Source organism: Trichocoleus sp. DQ-A3 (assembly GCF_039961975.1).
Classification (GTDB): Bacteria; Cyanobacteriota; Cyanobacteriia; order Cyanobacteriales; family FACHB-T130; genus FACHB-T130.
Window position 1 is genome coordinate 268,956 of the sequence record NZ_JAMPKC010000006.1, and the last position, 16,091, is coordinate 285,046.

General features: G+C 49.1%; 16 protein-coding genes. 8 read left to right on the forward strand and 8 right to left on the reverse strand.

What is annotated here, in order from left to right; all coding sequences use genetic code 11:
- Positions 1 to 45: 45 nt before the first annotated feature.
- A complete protein-coding gene (locus tag NDI44_RS13175) occupies positions 46 to 1,158 on the forward strand; it encodes an acyltransferase family protein (RefSeq protein ID WP_190411685.1) in 1,113 nt (370 codons plus the stop codon).
- Positions 1,159 to 1,296: 138 nt separating this feature from the next.
- On the forward strand, positions 1,297 to 1,500 hold the full coding sequence (locus NDI44_RS13180; protein WP_190411686.1) for a hypothetical protein: 204 nt from the start codon (positions 1,297 to 1,299) through the stop codon (positions 1,498 to 1,500).
- Between the two features lie 11 nt (positions 1,501 to 1,511).
- Here NDI44_RS13180 and NDI44_RS13185 read toward each other — a convergent pair whose 3' ends face one another.
- Entirely contained in the window at positions 1,512 to 2,576 is a 1,065-nt protein-coding gene (locus tag NDI44_RS13185) for an ADP-ribosylglycohydrolase family protein (protein ID WP_190411687.1), read from the reverse strand.
- A gap of 42 nt (positions 2,577 to 2,618) precedes the next feature.
- Positions 2,619 to 3,044, reverse strand: a complete 426-nt coding sequence (locus NDI44_RS13190; RefSeq protein ID WP_190411688.1) for a GxxExxY protein — start codon at positions 3,042 to 3,044, stop codon at positions 2,619 to 2,621.
- A 61-nt stretch (positions 3,045 to 3,105) separates the two neighbouring features.
- Between NDI44_RS13190 and NDI44_RS13195 the strand changes: the two genes are divergently transcribed.
- Both NDI44_RS13195 and NDI44_RS13200 read left to right on the forward strand, forming a co-directional pair.
- Positions 3,106 to 6,135, forward strand: coding sequence for a valine--tRNA ligase (locus NDI44_RS13195; RefSeq protein ID WP_190411689.1), 3,030 nt, complete (start codon positions 3,106 to 3,108; stop codon positions 6,133 to 6,135).
- A 168-nt stretch (positions 6,136 to 6,303) separates the two neighbouring features.
- Complete coding sequence (locus NDI44_RS13200; RefSeq protein ID WP_190411690.1) at positions 6,304 to 6,762, forward strand: hypothetical protein; 459 nt, start codon at positions 6,304 to 6,306, stop codon at positions 6,760 to 6,762.
- 127 nt (positions 6,763 to 6,889) lie between these two features.
- Here the strand turns inward: NDI44_RS13200 and NDI44_RS13205 are convergent, their stop codons facing one another.
- On the reverse strand, positions 6,890 to 9,007 hold the full coding sequence (locus NDI44_RS13205) for a cation:proton antiporter (protein ID WP_190411729.1): 2,118 nt from the start codon (positions 9,005 to 9,007) through the stop codon (positions 6,890 to 6,892).
- 59 nt (positions 9,008 to 9,066) lie between these two features.
- Between NDI44_RS13205 and NDI44_RS13210 the strand changes: the two genes are divergently transcribed.
- A complete protein-coding gene (locus NDI44_RS13210) occupies positions 9,067 to 9,246 on the forward strand; it encodes a hypothetical protein (RefSeq protein WP_190411691.1) in 180 nt (59 codons plus the stop codon).
- Positions 9,247 to 9,297: 51 nt separating this feature from the next.
- Here the strand turns inward: NDI44_RS13210 and NDI44_RS13215 are convergent, their stop codons facing one another.
- The 5 genes from NDI44_RS13215 to NDI44_RS13235 all read right to left on the reverse strand — a co-directional run bounded on the left by NDI44_RS13215 (position 9,298) and on the right by NDI44_RS13235 (position 13,546).
- Complete coding sequence (locus NDI44_RS13215; RefSeq protein WP_190411692.1) at positions 9,298 to 9,966, reverse strand: HAS-barrel domain-containing protein; 669 nt, start codon at positions 9,964 to 9,966, stop codon at positions 9,298 to 9,300.
- A 115-nt stretch (positions 9,967 to 10,081) separates the two neighbouring features.
- Positions 10,082 to 10,279 (reverse strand): NAD(P)H dehydrogenase subunit NdhS, encoded by a 198-nt coding sequence (locus NDI44_RS13220; protein WP_190411693.1) that lies wholly within the window; start codon positions 10,277 to 10,279, stop codon positions 10,082 to 10,084.
- A 97-nt stretch (positions 10,280 to 10,376) separates the two neighbouring features.
- Positions 10,377 to 11,630, reverse strand: a complete 1,254-nt coding sequence (gene rodA / locus NDI44_RS13225; protein WP_190411694.1) for a rod shape-determining protein RodA — start codon at positions 11,628 to 11,630, stop codon at positions 10,377 to 10,379.
- A gap of 71 nt (positions 11,631 to 11,701) precedes the next feature.
- A complete protein-coding gene (locus NDI44_RS13230) occupies positions 11,702 to 12,766 on the reverse strand; it encodes an Mrp/NBP35 family ATP-binding protein (protein ID WP_190411695.1) in 1,065 nt (354 codons plus the stop codon).
- 288 nt (positions 12,767 to 13,054) lie between these two features.
- A complete protein-coding gene (locus NDI44_RS13235; protein ID WP_190411696.1) occupies positions 13,055 to 13,546 on the reverse strand; it encodes an SRPBCC family protein in 492 nt (163 codons plus the stop codon).
- A gap of 365 nt (positions 13,547 to 13,911) precedes the next feature.
- Between NDI44_RS13235 and hemF the strand changes: the two genes are divergently transcribed.
- From hemF to NDI44_RS13250, 3 genes are all read left to right on the forward strand, one after another.
- The gene (gene hemF / locus NDI44_RS13240) at positions 13,912 to 14,958 is read left to right on the forward strand and encodes an oxygen-dependent coproporphyrinogen oxidase (RefSeq protein ID WP_190411698.1); all 1,047 of its coding nucleotides are present in this window, start codon (positions 13,912 to 13,914) and stop codon (positions 14,956 to 14,958) included.
- 74 nt (positions 14,959 to 15,032) lie between these two features.
- Positions 15,033 to 15,455: an anti-sigma factor antagonist gene (locus tag NDI44_RS13245; protein WP_190411699.1), complete on the forward strand. Its 423-nt coding sequence runs from the start codon at positions 15,033 to 15,035 to the stop codon at positions 15,453 to 15,455.
- Positions 15,456 to 15,717: 262 nt separating this feature from the next.
- Positions 15,718 to 16,086 (forward strand): STAS domain-containing protein, encoded by a 369-nt coding sequence (locus NDI44_RS13250; RefSeq protein WP_190411700.1) that lies wholly within the window; start codon positions 15,718 to 15,720, stop codon positions 16,084 to 16,086.
- Positions 16,087 to 16,091 lie beyond the last annotated feature (5 nt).

Below are 16,091 nucleotides of genomic sequence, written 5' to 3' on the forward strand. Positions count from 1 at the left end.
TATCACTCTGTTATTTATTAATGTCTTGCTTCTGGAAACTCTACTATGCGCTTGACTTCGCTCGATGTATTTCGAGGTATTGCCATTGCGGGAATGATTTTAGTTAATCAGGCGGGAGTTGCCGACCAAGTATATCCTTTCCTGGAACACGCAGAATGGCACGGCTGCACCTTGGCAGACTTGGTATTTCCCTTCTTTCTATTTATTGTCGGCGGGGCAATGACCTTTTCCCTTTCCAAATACGCGGAAGGGAACCCCCCTAGTGCCGATGTTTATAGACAAATTTTACGCCGAGCGGCGATTCTTTTTATTCTTGGTTTGCTGCTGAACGGCTTCTGGAATTATGACTTCAGCTCCATCCGCATCATGGGCGTCTTGCAGCGGATTAGCCTTGCCTACCTGGTGGCTGCTCTGATAGTTCTTAACGTGCCACGCAAAGGACAGTGGGTACTCGCAGCACTGCTACTCATTGGGTACTGGATGGCGATGTCTTTGATCCCGGTTCCCGATTATGGAGCTGGTGTCTTAACGAGGGAAGGGAATTTTGGCGCTTATATTGACCGCCTGATTATTGGCACAGCGCATCTGTATAAGGGAGATAATTTCAACTCAATGGGAGATCCTGAAGGTCTTTTCAGCACTCTTCCAGCAGTTGTCACCGTCCTCACCGGCTACTTTACGGTTGACTGGATACGCACCCAACCAGTACAGTCACGCACCAGTATCGGCTTGGTTTTGTTTGGCATTGCTTGCCTAGTCGCTGGATGGGCGTGGGGGTTAACGTTTCCCATCAACAAGAAACTGTGGACGAGTTCTTTTGTGCTTTTCACAACTGGTTGGGCGTTGCTGTTGCTGGCAGCTTGTTATGAATTGATGGAAGTGCGGAAGTTCCGTCGATGGGGAAAGCCGTTTGAAGTTATGGGGTTAAACGCTATCTTCGCGTTCGTCGCCTCAGTTGTGCTGATTAAAATCCTGGCTAAAACCCACGTTGGAACCGGCGAAACCGCCCCAACTACTTATAACTGGATCTATGAGAATGCCTTTGTGTCTTGGGCGGGAGCGATGAACGCCTCTTTATTGTTCGCCATCGTGACATTGCTGTTCTGGTGGGCGATTCTGTACGCAATGTATCGCCAAAAGTGGTTTTTGAAAATCTGAGACAGCACTTCCTCATGACTCCAGAAATGACCGGGATCACTTAGTTATTAAGGTGTTGTCACAATTTTTTCTAGCTTGCATCACTGGGGATGGTTCGGAAAAAGCTGAGAGTAGAGATATCAAATTCTTGATCTGACCATGACAGCTGAGTTTTTTCCGACCCAAGTGACTATCGAGGATCTAGTTGCTCAGATATTCGTCTCCCGCCGGATTACTCCTGTGAACCAGTACCAGCTGCAAACTGTCCTGCTCACTAAAGATTGGCTGGATGAAGAAGAACAAACCATGCTCAATCGGCTATTTTATGGTGTCCGGCATGGTTTGCTAAAACTAGGGGAATAAGTGAATCCTACTCAATAGGGTGGTAATAACCTACGGAATCCATGCAAGATCACCACAAGCATGAAAAACAGATTCCTCAGGAAAAGACCAGACAAAGGCAGAAACAAGGGTCGTTGCCCTACACCTCGCTCAGAAACCTCAGTTAATCTGCTTCCCAATCTTTCCATCCAAGTAATATTTCTCGGCATTTCCCAGAGACCATCAAGCCACACGGAGGGAATGCCGATTTTGCCTACAGAAGCCCCGATAATTCCGCCTAAAATTGCTGCTGTGGTGTCTGTGTCCCCGCCGCAATGAATGATTTCTAGGATGGCGGTTCGATAATCTTGCTGAGATCTCAACCAGGCATAAATTACCACTGGCACAGTGTGATAAATATAGCCAGTGACGCCTGTGCCCACCCCCATGTGAGCGGTAAAGGATTCTGTACTTTCTTGGGCATCTGCACTGTCGCAAGCTTTTTTAATTAGCTGCAAGAATTCACCAGCCTCTGCCCCTAGGATTTTTTCAAGAGTGCGATAGTAATCTTGGGGCAAAACAGAGGATTGGTGGCTGGAAAGATAGGATGCGATCGCTACCGCCAAAGCCCCATATTCTGCTTTAGGATCGGTATGGGTGATGTGGGTGGATATTCTGACGAACTCGCGTAATTTTTGGATGTCGTCCCCATAACAGACACCAATAATGGCGCTTCTCATCGCGGGGCCATTTCCAGCAGAGAAAACACCAGCGCGATTGGGGGAAAATCCCAGCCATAGCCTCAAAATCGCTTTTAAGGTAGCATATCCGATACCTGCTGGCAGACCCAGTAACCAGAAGCGCAATTTCCAAGCCAGTTGTTTCGCAAATATCTGGACATCCCCACCCGCAACGATTAAAGCTTGGGCAACCATGCAGGTGTGTTCCGTATCATCGGAGACCATGCCTTTACCAAAGAAGAAATGGTGCCTGTTTATTTGAGGATAAAGGCGATGTTGTCGTTGTTTAGATAAGCCTTCGTAAGGGAGTCCGATGGCGTCACCTACAGCAGTTCCAAGTATACAGCCAATGATTGCATCTGCTTTTTGAAGGGGCATGGGATTAACGAACCGCCAAGGACGCAGAGGACGCAGAGAGAGTTAGGAAGAGAGAACGATGCGGCGGATGCCGTCTTTGAGGAGGGAGACGTTAAAGTTGATGAGCAGGGCAAGGGGATAGTTGGTCATTTTAAGGTAGGAGAGGACTTGGGCTTGGTGAATAGGATCTAGGTTTTGAACAGCTTTCAATTCAACAATTAGGACATCACCAACCAGAAAATCTAATCTGCCTTCACCCACTTGATGACCTTTATAGGTCACAGCTAGCGTTTTCTGAGGTTTAGAAAATATTCCCCGCAACCGAAACTCTACCTCTAACGCCTCCTGATACACAGACTCCAAAAATCCCGGCCCCAGCACTCGATGCACCTCCATCGCCGCACCTATCACAGCATACGCAAGTTTATCCACCTCCTCACTTGGCTCTCTTCTCTTGGCGTCCTTGGCGTCTTGGCGGTTCGTTCTCATATACCCTTCCCTACCGTATGGCAAAATTTATGTAAAGCCGTCTTCATTTATTCTTCCCAGCATGACCGCAACAATCCCCGCCCTCGCCAGCCAATACGACCCCACTACGACAGAAACCAAGTGGCAGAAGTTCTGGGAAGAAAACCAAGTCTTCAAAGCCGACCCGAATCATCCAGGCGAACCTTACTGCATCGTGATTCCGCCACCCAACGTCACGGGTAGCTTGCACATGGGACACGCCTTTGAGAGTTCCCTAATTGACACCCTCGTGCGCTACCACCGGATGAAAGGACGCAACACTCTGTGGGTACCGGGAACCGACCACGCCAGTATCGCAGTGAACGCCGTACTGGAAAAACAACTGAAGGCAGAAGGAAAAACTCGCCATGAGGTGGGACGCGAGAAGTTTTTAGAACGGGCTTGGCAGTGGAAATCGGAATCAGAGGGAACCATTGTTAATCAGCTGCGGCGTTTGGGTGTCTCAGTAGATTGGACGCGGGAACGCTTCACGATGGATGAAGGCTTATCCAAAGCAGTGTTGGAAGCTTTTATCCAAATGTATGAGGAAGGACTCATTTATCGCGGCAATTACCTGGTGAACTGGTGTCCCGCAAGTCAATCTGCCGTGTCTGACTTGGAGGTGGATAATCAAGAAGTCAACGGGCATCTGTGGCACTTCCGCTATCCCCTCACCGATGGCAACGGCTATGTTGAAGTAGCCACAACTCGCCCCGAAACCATGCTGGGCGATACAGCGGTGGCGGTGAATCCCAACGATGACCGCTACAAGCATTTGATTGGGAAGATGCTGACGCTGCCAATTATGGGGCGAGAAATTCCGATTATTGGCGATGAATTGGTCGATCCGGCTTTCGGGACGGGTTGCGTGAAGGTGACACCCGCCCATGACCCCAATGACTTTGAAATGGGTCAGCGTCACTCTTTGCCGTTTATCAACATCATGAATAAGGACGGCTCTTTAAACGAAAATGCCGGAGAATTTCAGGGGCAAGACCGCTTTGTTGCCCGGAAAAATGTGGTGCAGCGACTGGAAGCAGACGGCGTTCTGGTGAAAGTAGAGGAGTATAAGCATAAGGTTCCTTATAGCGATCGCGGGAAAGTCCCGGTCGAACCCCTCCTCTCAACTCAGTGGTTTGTCAAAATTCGCCCTCTCGCTGACCGGGCGCTAGGGTTTCTGGACGATCGGAATTCACCGGAGTTTGTCCCAGAACGCTGGACGAAGGTTTATCGCGACTGGCTAGTAAAACTAAAAGATTGGTGTATTTCTCGCCAACTGTGGTGGGGACATCAAATCCCGGCTTGGTATGCGGTGAGTGAAACAGGCGACGCAATTACCGACGAAACGCCGTTTGTTGTCGCCCGTACTGAGGCAGAAGCACGAGAGAAGGCAATTTCACAATTTGGAGAAAATGTCAAGCTAGAACAAGATCCAGATGTTCTCGATACCTGGTTCTCTTCTGGTTTGTGGCCTTTTTCGACTCTGGGTTGGCCCGAACAGACGCCGGATTTAACAACCTACTATCCCACCACAACCCTCGTGACAGGCTTTGACATCATCTTCTTCTGGGTTGCCAGAATGACGATGATGGCGGGGCATTTTACGGGACAAATGCCTTTCCAGGACGTTTACATCCACGGCTTAGTGCTGGATGAGAACGGCAAGAAAATGTCTAAATCTGCCAACAATGGTATCGATCCGCTGTTGCTGATTGACAAATACGGCACTGATGCCCTGCGCTACACCTTAATTAAAGAAGTGGCTGGGGCGGGTCAAGATATCCGGATGGAGTACAACCGCAAGACCGATGAATCGGCTTCGGTTGAAGCTAGCCGCAATTTCACGAACAAATTGTGGAATGCTGCCCGGTTTGTGATGATGAATCTGGATGGCAAGACACCGCAACAATTGGGGAACCCCACCCCAACCCTCCCCGTTAACGGGGAGGGCGAAACAAAAACTAACGGAGGAGATTTAGAACTATGCGATCGCTGGATTCTCTCCCGCTACCATCAAGTAGTGCAGCAAACCGGCGACTACATCAACAACTATGGTCTTGGTGAAGCCGCTAAGGGACTGTATGAATTCTTTTGGGGCGATTTCTGCGACTGGTACATTGAACTGGTCAAACCTCGCCTGCGCCCAGACGCCCCCGCTTCCTCGCGGTTGGTTGCTCAGCAAACTCTCGCTTATGTGCTGGAAGGAATTCTAAAATTACTCCATCCTTTCATGCCGCACATTACCGAGGAAATTTGGCATACGCTGACTCAAGCGAATGAAGGCAAAAGCTTAGCGTTGGAATCTTATCCCAAATCCGATCCAGCACTCATTAACCCGGATTTAGAGCAACAATTTGAGCTGCTGATTGGCACAATTCGGACGATTCGCAACTTACGGGCAGAAGCAGATATTAAGCCTGGGGTGAAGGTGTCAGCAATCTTGCAAACTGAAAGCGATCGCGAACGGCATATCCTCTTGGCTGGGCAGTCTTATATTCAAGACTTGGCGAAGGTGGAAGAATTAACCATCCCAGGGACAGCCGAAACACAACAGCCGCCTTCATCTGCCGAAACACCCAATCAGGCGGTATCTGCCAACGAAAAAGGCAACTTTAAAATTAGCCCAATTTTCTTGCCATTTTTACTGTTGCTGCCCTTGCTCTTTTTAGTGGGCACTGGTGTAATTGCGGTGGCAACAGTGGCAAAACAAATTCTCGGAACCCGTGTCTCAGAAGCCAAACAAGTTGGTGCGACGAATCCTCCATCCACCGTTTCTCCCCCAGAACCGGCGAGTACCGCACAAGCGGATACGCCACAAGCGATCGCTGGTGTCGTGGGTACGGTGCAAGTGTCGATTCCCCTGGCTGGTGTCGTAGATGTGGATGCTCTGCGTGCCAAGTTAGAGAAAAATTTGAACAAAGTTGAAGCAGAAGCAAAAGCCCTTTCGGGACGTTTGAGCAATGCCAAATTTGTTGATAAAGCACCCGCTGATGTCGTCAAGGGAGCGCGGGATGCCCTTGCCGAAGCCGAGACACAGGCAGAAATGCTGCGCGAACGACTCGCGCAACTGTAGAAGAGACTGTAGAAGCGATCGCGTAGGGGCAAAGATATCTCGCCCCTACGAATCCCACTCTGGGTTACACACTCCTTCTTGGGAGGGAAGAAGAAAAGGGTTGTTTAAAGTAGAATACGCCCGTAAAGTTAGGGTGCCCAGTTTTATTAATTTAAAGACAAAATACCAATGCGATATTTTGCCGAAGTGCAAAAAAATGAATCATCGGGCAGTCTGGAATTGCGAATCCTAGCTGAGCAAACCTCTGACAATATCTGGGCAGTGGTGGAGAAGGAATCTGTCGTTCCCGCCGCTGAGATTCCATCCTTAAGCGAAGGTTTGTTGGTTCTGGCAGACCTTGGCGAGAATCAGCAGATTCTAAGTATTCACGAAGCCAAAAACTGGGTTTTGGATTTAGTGCAGCAGTACCTGACAAGTAGTATTACTCCCGCTTTTTTGCAGCAGGAAGCCGAACGTGCTGAACACTGGCGGCAAGACCTTACTTTACAAAGTCAGGAATTAGCTCGCAAAAATTTGGAAATGGAAGCGCGTCGCGAACAAATTCAAACTTTAGAACAAGAACTCGAACAGAAGAAGAAGCAACTAGAAGCCTTAGAAGCAGACCTAAAAAAGAGAGGCAGTAACTAGAGGGAACGCCGCATCAGGGGACGTTTGCAACCCTTGGCAACACTTCTGGGATCTGAGATAAGAACCCTAAACCCCAAACCCCACCCCTTACAAGGAAAGGGTGGGGCAGAGGTGAGAAACGAATTACTCACGTTAAGACATTATCGTTGGCAACTCTTGGCGACGGCTTGGGGAGAAGCACGCCGGTGGTGGTTCGTTGCGGCTCCCCTAACAGCACCACAGAGCAAGCGAGATGTTGAACCAGCTGGGTCGTGATATCGCTAACTTCCAGACCGCCCGCAGTGCGGTATCGTAGCGATCGCAATACAATCAAATCAAACGAACGAGCTGTATTGAGAATCGCTTGCGCCACATTCTCATGCTTAATCACTTCAATCTCAAAGTTCGTCTCCGGTGCCCACTTTGAGGCTAAAAGAGACAGTTGCGATCGCGTCCACGCTACCTTAGCAGCCGAAGTTCTAGCATTGCAGACGTGTAACAACGTTACCTGAGCTTGATTGGAATCGGCTAGAATTTTCGCAAACCGTAACGGTTGCGTCCCTTGCCCCGTCAAGTTTTCCACCGGCACCAAAATGCGGTGAAAATTCATAGGTGAATCCAAGAGGCGTGTCACCACAACTGGACAATGGGACGCCCACAGCACGCTATCAATCACATTGCCAAACAAACGCGCCCTGAAGCCCGTCCGTTTGCCCCAGCCCATCACAATTAAACTCGCTTTTTGTTCGCGGCTAGCGCGGCTAATTCCGCGAGCAATGTCGTCATCTAGGCGCAGCAACGGCTCTGTTTTCACACCCAGTTCCCCAGCCAGTTCCGTGGCTCGCTCAAGTAGCATCTCACTGCGTTGGAACGCAGCTTCCATCTGCGGTGCGTCCATCTGAGCATTGGTTGTCGTAATCGCTAAAGGCACAATTCGTCCAGCTTCATGCCGCGCCAATAGCGCTGCCATTTCCATCAAATACTTCTCAGTTTGCGGATTGTAGACGGGTACAACTACTGTAAAAGGATGGCTTGCCGATGCCTTTTCCCCATCCAGCCGAGTTTTATCGCTCTCTAGTGGCTCAGCTTCCGTTACGATTAATCCGGGTGCGAACTGACTGGTAATCAACGGTCCTAGCGTTGCCGTCACCAGCATTAAGACAATAACGCTGTTTAAAACCTCTTCCGTTAGTAGTCCAACCCGGTAGCCGACGAGAGTAGCAGCCAGCGTTGCCGCAACCTGGGGCAGCGACAGCGACCACATCACGAGCATCTCGCGCCAGTTGTAGCGGTAGACAAATTTAGCCAACAGAGCCGCTAAAAACTTACTACCAATCAAACCCACTACAATCGCTAGCGTCAGCCAGATAGAACTGAGCGTTTTAATAAATGCTGGGATATCAATCAGTAGCCCCATATCCACAAAGAAAATGGGGATAAACAGGACGCTTCCGACAAAAACCACCTTTTCTTTTACTTGCCCTTCCCCCACAACATCATTCACCGCCAGACCGGCAAGGAAAGCTCCGACAATTTTTTCCACACCGATTAGCTGGGCACCCAACGATGCGAGAAATAGTGCCAAGAGTACAAATAAAAATTGATTGCCTTCTTCTTGCCCAGTGCGCCGGAAAAACTCTCGACCCGCCCAGTCAAAGCCAAACAAAATGACGGCAGAGTAGACAATCAAAGAACCAAAAAGGGTGAGTAGCTTCACAACCGTGAAGTCACCCCCATGAATTCCCACACAAACAGCCAATACCAGTAGAGCGCCAACGTCAGTGAAGATGGTCGCTCCAATTGTCACCGTGACGGCTTCGTTCCCTACTACGCCAAGACGGCTCACAATCGGGTAAGCCAAGAGGGTATGGGAGGCAAACAGAGAGCCAATCAAAATTGAAGCGTTCCAGTCAAAGTTGAATACACGCCCCACGATTGTTCCCATAATTAGGGGCACTAAAAAGGTAAACGTGCCAAAACCGGCAGAGCGATGCTTCGTTTTGCGGAACTGCTCAATGTCAACTTCTAGCCCTGCCACAAACATCAGGTAAACTAACCCGATATCTGATAGCAGCTTCATCGTCTCTGATTCTTTCTGAAGCAGCTGCAACCCATTAGGCCCAAGAACCACTCCCGCTACCAGCAAACCAACCAGTCCTGGCAGTCGCAGCCGCTCAAAAAGGATGGGCACGGTCAAGATGACTACTAGCAAAAGAGCGAAGGGAACAATTGGTTCCTCTCGGAACACATGCAAAATCGGTTCCATAAACAGCGGCTTGGAGATGAGTTTGAAGCGATGCTTGCAAAAGTCAGCGATGCTGACTTTTGAAAACATGGTGGTATCACTGGAGACATCCTACAGAAAAACCGTTTTTTGCGCCCTACCCTAAAGAAATAGGGGTGCTGGGTGCAGTAGATGAATATATTTTGGATCTACGGGGTGCCCCAATGGAAGTAGAGTTACAGAAGTTTTTGCGCCCTAAGCGCGAAGGACGGATATTTTGAGGACAAGACACCTTTAATTTTTAGGCGTTAAGTTTCTAGGGCATCGGCTGCCTATAAACGGATTTGGCTCAAAATATACCTCAAGCGGTCGTAGTCGTCCTTGAGAAGGACGCTGAGGGTCCGTCCTGCCTGCACCAACCAGTCACGGTCAGCCTTGCGTAGTTGATAAATTTCTCGAATCGCTGCTGCAATCAGCGCCTCCACCGGCGCACCCATGACCTGCAATAAGGTTCTTAAGAAATCCATCTGTTCGCTGAAGTGAACAATTTCCTCCGGTTCGCACTGGTAAACCGCTTGATGAATTTGCGGCGGACGAGGCGGCAGGTACTGATAAATCGTTCCACCCAGGCGCTTAGAACCATTGACCCCTTGATGGGTAGCTTCAAAACCAACAATAGCGGCGCGGAACTCGGTTTTCAGCATGGCAAATATTTGGGGTTGCTGCTCTCGCAGTTCCTGCAATGATAGCCCCAAGGCTCTTGCGCGGTGAATGGAATCAATGGGACTGGTCGCCGCATGATAAACAACAGCAAAGACGAGATTTCCCGACTCTTCATCCGTAGCTTTGACCCAACTGCCAAAGGCTGGCATGACAGGGAAGCTCAAGTCTTCTGGATCGAGACACTGTGCCAGGAATTCAGTCGTTGCCGTCTCAATCACCTCAGCAATATGGTTGGCGGGGCGATCGCCTGTGGCAAACTGTGGCAGGGGAAGTCGCATATTTTTGGTAATGGATAATCGGTAATGGGTAATCGGTAATTAGTCGTTCATGTTTCTTTAGGTAAAAACCATGAACTTTGAAGCATGACTAATTACCAATTACTTTTTTCCAATCTTATTTTGCTTTTTTGCGACCTGCTGTTGTCTCTGCAAGTTCTAATTCTGATAGTTGGAAGGTGACGAGTTTATCCCAATTTCCCCCTTCAAATAGGACTGCTGCCTTTCCCTCGCCAACCCGTTGGACTAGCCCTTTATAGCCGTAGTAGATATCGTTAGTGTTCTTTACTTGAACGACCGCTCCAGGCAGAATCATGATTTTTTCTCGGTTAAGTTTTCATTTATTAGCTTAATAGCAGTTAGCTGTCATTCGTCATAGGTCAAACCAGCGACCTATAACGAATGACAAAAAGCTAAAACTTCAATCGGTGTCGATAATTTGCCACAGACTCTACAATCCCCAGCGCCAAAAAATTCTTCAACATCGCCGAACGACCATAACTAACCCAGGGAAGGGGAATGCCGGTTACGGGTGCAAGTCCCATCGTCATGCCTAGGTTAACGACCACCTGAAACACAATCATCGATAAGACGCCAATTGCTAATAAAGATCCAAAGTTGTCTTTGGCATTTTGGGCAATAATCACCAAGCGCAGGCAGATCAACCAAAAGATAAATAGCAGAAAGAAACTGCCTGCAAGTCCGAATTCTTCACCAATGGCAGAGAAAATGAAGTCAGTGTGCTGTTCCGGAATAAAGTTAAGTTGGGTTTGGGTTCCCTTGTGAAGCCCTCGTCCCCACAGTTCGCCTGCACCAATGGCAATACGAGATTGGATCAGGTGGTATCCGCCGCCGAGGGGATCTAGATCCGGGTTAAGGAACAAAATCAATCTGTCTTTTTGATAGTCTTTCAAAACTCCCCAGAAGATTTGCCCTAACTCGCCTCCCACCAAGTTGACGACGATCGCTCCAATGGCACCCGACAACGGCCACGGTAAGGTGCGCCAACCAATAATGCCCATGATTGCCGTCCAGATGAACCATCCGGGCATAAATACGTTAAACAAGATAGCCGAAATCACCGGAGAAGCTAGCAGGATTAGCCAGCCGGGATTGGCATTCCCCCAGTAGAGCATACCTAACACAATCGCTCCAAACACCAAGGAGGTTCCTAGGTCGGGCTGCACAAATACTAAAATCCAGGGAACCGCAGTCACGCCCAAAGCTCTCAAAACAGCGGGAATCGTGGAGGCGGGCCGAGCATGGAGAATAGCAGCTAGGGTGATAATTACGCCTAATTTGGCAAATTCAGAGGGTTGAATGTTAAAGTCGCCGATAGTAATCCATCTTTGGGCACCTTTGGCGCTGGTACCAATAATCATCACCGCGATCAGGGACAAGTTGGTAATGCCATAAAGAATCCAGTGCCACTGGAGCAGGTTCTCGTAACGCGATCGCGCGATAAACATCGCCAATATCAGCCCAATGAGGCCCACCAGCCAGTGCCACCACCAGTCGGTCAATCCCTGGTTAAGTTCGGCACTGCGGATCATCACACCTCCAAAAATGGTGAGTCCAACAATCAGTCCCAATAGCAGCCAATCTACCTCTTGCCAAGGGGAGAGCAGCGATCGCCAGCGAAAACCAGTTAGTGACTTATGCAACATTGCTAAACAATTAAAAATTAAAAGTTAAAAATTAAAAAGGCAAATTTTTTACTTTACCTTTTTAATTTTTCTTAAGTTAAGGCAGCGACAGAAACTTTGCCCGCGATCGCTTGAGCGATCGCCATCAGCGCTTTCGCAGAAGCCGACTCTGGATCGGCAACCACAATCGGCACGCCTGCATCGCCCCCCTCTCGCACGGGCATTTCTAGCGGTACGCAGCCCAGCAACGGTACGCCGAGTTCTTGCGCCATCTTTTCACCGCCTCCAGAGCCAAAAATGTCATACTGCTTGTCGGGCATATCCGGCGGAATAAAATAACTCATATTTTCCACCATTCCCAACACGGATACTCCCAACTGCTGGAACATCTTCAAGCCCTTACGCGAATCCAACAAAGCCACCGTCTGCGGCGTCGTTACAATGACTACCCCAGCCATTGGCACCGCTTGCGCTAGCGTTAACTGGGCATCTCCAGTGCCGGGGGGCATATCTACAATCAAATAATCCAGTTCCCCCCACTGTACTTGGTAGAGAAACTGGCGAATAATTCCATTCAGCATGGGTCCCCGCCAGATCACCGGCTGATCCTTATCAATCAAAAACCCCATTGAAACTAATTTGACGCCGTAGTTAAAAGGCGGTTCCAACTCTTCACCATTGGCACCTTGCCGCACGCTTACCTTGGCGTCTGGCAATCCCAGCATTGTCGGGTCATTAGGCCCATAAATATCCGCATCAATCAGACCGACTTTAGCTCCTAAATGTGCTAAAGCCACTGCCACATTCACCGCTACAGTACTTTTGCCCACACCGCCCTTGCCACTAGAAATCGCGATGATATTCTTTACACCAGCAATTCCGGCGCGATCCGGAAGCGACTTTTGTTGGGGTGTCTCAGCGGTGACATCTACCACGACATCTGTCACTTCTGGCAAATTTTTCTTGAGTGCCTGTTCGCACTCTTCCACGATGAACTGGCGTAGTGGACAGGCAGGTGTCGTCAGCACCAGAGTGAAGCTGACTTTTCCGGAGTCAATTTGCACATTGCGAATCATGTTCAACTCGACCAAACTCTTGCGGAGTTCGGGATCTTGCACGGGTCGCAATACTTCTAAAACTGAGCTGGCATCGAGCATAACTAGGTTACTTGCATTCCTTATCCCAGATATTGCACCTGGGACAAAACGATCGGGGTTCTCTCTCTTCAAGTATCTTAACGGTTTGTTTGACGCGATCGCGCTATGCAGTTCAGGGTCTAAATTTAGATTGTTAATTGGTAATTACTAATTAATAACTCCCTCTGTTTGCCTCTCCCCCTCTCCTGAAACCTGTATTCTCGCTCCTCACTCCTCAGTCCCTCAGCCCTCAGCCCTCAGCCCTCAGCCCTCAGTCCTCAGTCCTCAGTCCTCAGTCCTCTCTAGTTTCTAGCCTTGAGCTTGTAAACCCACCTGTTCGGCAGCTTGGGCTAATTCAGTGGCAACACGAGCTGAGTAAGACCCAATCATCCACCAAATTAAAGGTGACAACCAACCGCGCAACGTCACTGAATAAGATACATACGTGCCGCAGACCGTCGATTCTACCTGGTACGTCACCCGTTTCTCAACTCCTGGGATTGCCAGCATTCTCACACTGAGTAACTCACAGGGACGGACACGCTCAACAAAAACCCGGATGGGAATAGGTAGCCAGCGCGTGACTACCTTGTAAATCAATCCCGGTTTGGCAATCAACCCGCTGGGGACATTGGTGCTGGCAAGTAGAGGATGCCAGGATACATCGCCAATATTGATTAATTTTTGCCAGAGGACATCCACCGAAGCAGAACTAACGGCGCGGTAAGTCCGAACCAGGGAAAACTTAAAGGAAAAACCCTCTCGACCAGCGATAAACTTTAAGGAAAAATTGAGAATCACAACACTCCTCCTCGCACCAAGTCTTCAAGGGAACTTATTACTTTAATCCCTGGGATCATTAGGTAGCATCCCCCTGTAGGATATTTCGATAGCCTGTAGACGCTTTATTCAACTTGCTGCTTGGGTTCAGCAGACCCGATTTAAGATAGGCTGTAAGTTCCCCTGCGATCGCATAGAGTTGAGTGCTTTGACCCGATCAAAGCGGCTCACCCTCACCCCGAAAAGCAAGCTGACGTGGTACAAGCGATCGCGCCCGTACAAGCCGGTATCCTGGGTGAACTCAGGCGAACTTCCATCCCGATTTATTCAATTCAATACCTTTTTTCTTTCCCAACCGCTTTTGTGAACAATATTGACTTGAGATTATGACAGCTTTTCAGACGGACGTAACTACTTCTGCTAAGGTTTTGCCCCCAGATGACTCGAAAGCTAGGGTCAGCCAGTTTATGCAGCAGCTGCAAGACCAAATCTGCGAAGGTTTGGAACAACTGGATGGAGTTGGGAAATTTCAACAAGATGCCTGGGAACGAGAAGAAGGCGGCGGCGGTCGTTCCCGCGTCCTCCGCGAGGGCGCAGTTTTTGAACAGGGTGGCGTTAATTTTTCTGAAGTCTGGGGTCAACAGTTACCTCCGTCGATTCTGGCGCAACGCCCGGAGGCGGCTGGGCACGGCTTTTATGCGACTGGCACCTCAATGGTCTTGCATCCGCGCAATCCCTACGTCCCGACGGTTCACCTCAATTATCGCTACTTTGAGGCAGGGCCAGTTTGGTGGTTTGGCGGTGGGATCGATTTAACCCCTTACTACCCATTTGCGGAAGATGTCGCCCAATTTCACCGCACTTTAAAGCAAGCCTGTGATGCCCACCACCCAGAGTACTACCCCACGTTTAAACTTTGGTGCGATGAATATTTTTATCTGAAGCACCGCCAAGAAACGCGGGGCGTTGGAGGACTCTTCTTTGACTATCAAGATGGTCAAGGAGCTTTGTATCGCGGCCCGCACGCCGATGGACCAGCAGCTGTTTACAGCAACCAAGTGGGTACGCCAGAACCTCGCAACTGGGAAGATTTGTTCGCTTTTGTGCAGCATTGCGGTCAGACATTTTTACCGGCTTACGTTCCCATTGCCGAGCGGCGGCAAAAAATGGAATATAGCGATCGCCAGCGGAATTTCCAGCTTTATCGTCGCGGTCGCTATGTGGAATTTAACCTCGTCTACGACCGAGGCACCATTTTTGGTCTTCAGACGAACGGGCGCACTGAGTCAATTTTGATGTCTTTACCGCCTCTAGTTCGCTGGGAATATGGCTATCAACCCGAACCGAACACCCCAGAAGCCGAGCTATATGAAACTTTCTTAAAGCCACAAGATTGGGCAAACTGGACACCTCTCTCGGAATCGCCGGTCTGAGTTAGACTACGGGAAAAATCCCGCTCTCATCGCACCCGGTTGATATACTTGCCCATCTTTAGAGGTGAGTGTCCGTGCTTCACATCGACCAGAAAACATACACGACCCAAAACGGCACGAAGATTATCGTTTTGACACCAACAGGACGGCTGGATATCACCACAGCTTTGCAATTTCGCGTGAAATTACAAGAGAGTCTTTATACACTCAGTCGTCATGTGGTCGTAAATCTTGGGAGAGTGAATTTCATTGATAGTTCTGGTCTCACCTCATTGGTGGCAGGGATGCGAGATGCGGACAAGGTAAACGGGAGTTTCCGCCTTTGCAATCTGCTTCCAGCCGCCAAGGTGGTGCTGGAAATCACCATGATGGATTCGGTATTGGAAATCTACGAGAACTGTAACGACTGCTTCAACCCCCCGGATGCCCCTGGAACCATCTTCTCCCCTAAAAGAGGAGGCGATCCCTTTTTTCCGGATATTGAAGCAGAGTTGTGAGTAACACTGGAATCTTCTACCTGTATGATTCTGAGTGCTATCTTAGTGGGCGATCGCGCCAATCCAGTCTGCTAGAAGCCGAATTTAATGTAATTTTTTTCAAGCTTTGCTTTAAGATTAGGCGAGCTGAATTTTTGGTAGCTCTAATCTCTAAGTTAGAGTTAGACTACTGAAAGCTCAAATCATGGGAGCAATCGTAGTAAAATGCGGCTCCTATCTAGATATTAAATATAGACGGAGCTTCCGGAGCAAGGAGGTCTTGGTGATTCATATCGATCAGAGAACACATACGACTCAAGACGGGACGACAGTCATCGTCTTAGCCCCCACTGGACGCCTGGATATTACAACCGCATGGCAGTTTCGTCTGAAGTTGCAGGAATGTATTTCCAAACTCAGTCGCCACGTAGTTGTGAATCTCGGTCAAGTTAATTTTATTGACAGCTCTGGTCTAACATCCTTGGTGGCAGGAATGCGAGATGCTGACAAAGTAAAAGGCAGTTTCCGCATATGTAACGTCCATCCAGAGGCAAAACTCGTTTTTGAAGTCACCATGATGGATTCGGTGTTTGAAATTTTTGAAACCGAGGAAGAGGCTCTTGAAGGAGTGCCTCGCAGCATGGTCAGCTAAATTAT

Bases quoted from the DNA above. Each gene is read 5' to 3' on its own strand.
- rodA (WP_190411694.1), bottom strand. From the start codon at position 11,630: ATGTTGCATAAGTCACTAACTGGTTTTCGCTGGCGATCGCTGCTCTCC.
- NDI44_RS13195 (WP_190411689.1), top strand. From the start codon at position 3,106: ATGACCGCAACAATCCCCGCCCTCGCCAGCCAATACGACCCCACTACG.
- NDI44_RS13180 (WP_190411686.1), top strand. From the start codon at position 1,297: ATGACAGCTGAGTTTTTTCCGACCCAAGTGACTATCGAGGATCTAGTT.
- NDI44_RS13230 (WP_190411695.1), bottom strand. From the start codon at position 12,766: ATGCTCGATGCCAGCTCAGTTTTAGAAGTATTGCGACCCGTGCAAGAT.
- NDI44_RS13185 (WP_190411687.1), bottom strand. From the start codon at position 2,576: ATGCCCCTTCAAAAAGCAGATGCAATCATTGGCTGTATACTTGGAACT.
- NDI44_RS13200 (WP_190411690.1), top strand. From the start codon at position 6,304: ATGCGATATTTTGCCGAAGTGCAAAAAAATGAATCATCGGGCAGTCTG.
- NDI44_RS13220 (WP_190411693.1), bottom strand. From the start codon at position 10,279: ATGATTCTGCCTGGAGCGGTCGTTCAAGTAAAGAACACTAACGATATC.
- NDI44_RS13175 (WP_190411685.1), top strand. From the start codon at position 46: ATGCGCTTGACTTCGCTCGATGTATTTCGAGGTATTGCCATTGCGGGA.
- NDI44_RS13215 (WP_190411692.1), bottom strand. From the start codon at position 9,966: ATGCGACTTCCCCTGCCACAGTTTGCCACAGGCGATCGCCCCGCCAAC.
- NDI44_RS13190 (WP_190411688.1), bottom strand. From the start codon at position 3,044: ATGAGAACGAACCGCCAAGACGCCAAGGACGCCAAGAGAAGAGAGCCA.
- hemF (WP_190411698.1), top strand. From the start codon at position 13,912: ATGACAGCTTTTCAGACGGACGTAACTACTTCTGCTAAGGTTTTGCCC.
- NDI44_RS13205 (WP_190411729.1), bottom strand. From the start codon at position 9,007: ATGGAACCGATTTTGCATGTGTTCCGAGAGGAACCAATTGTTCCCTTC.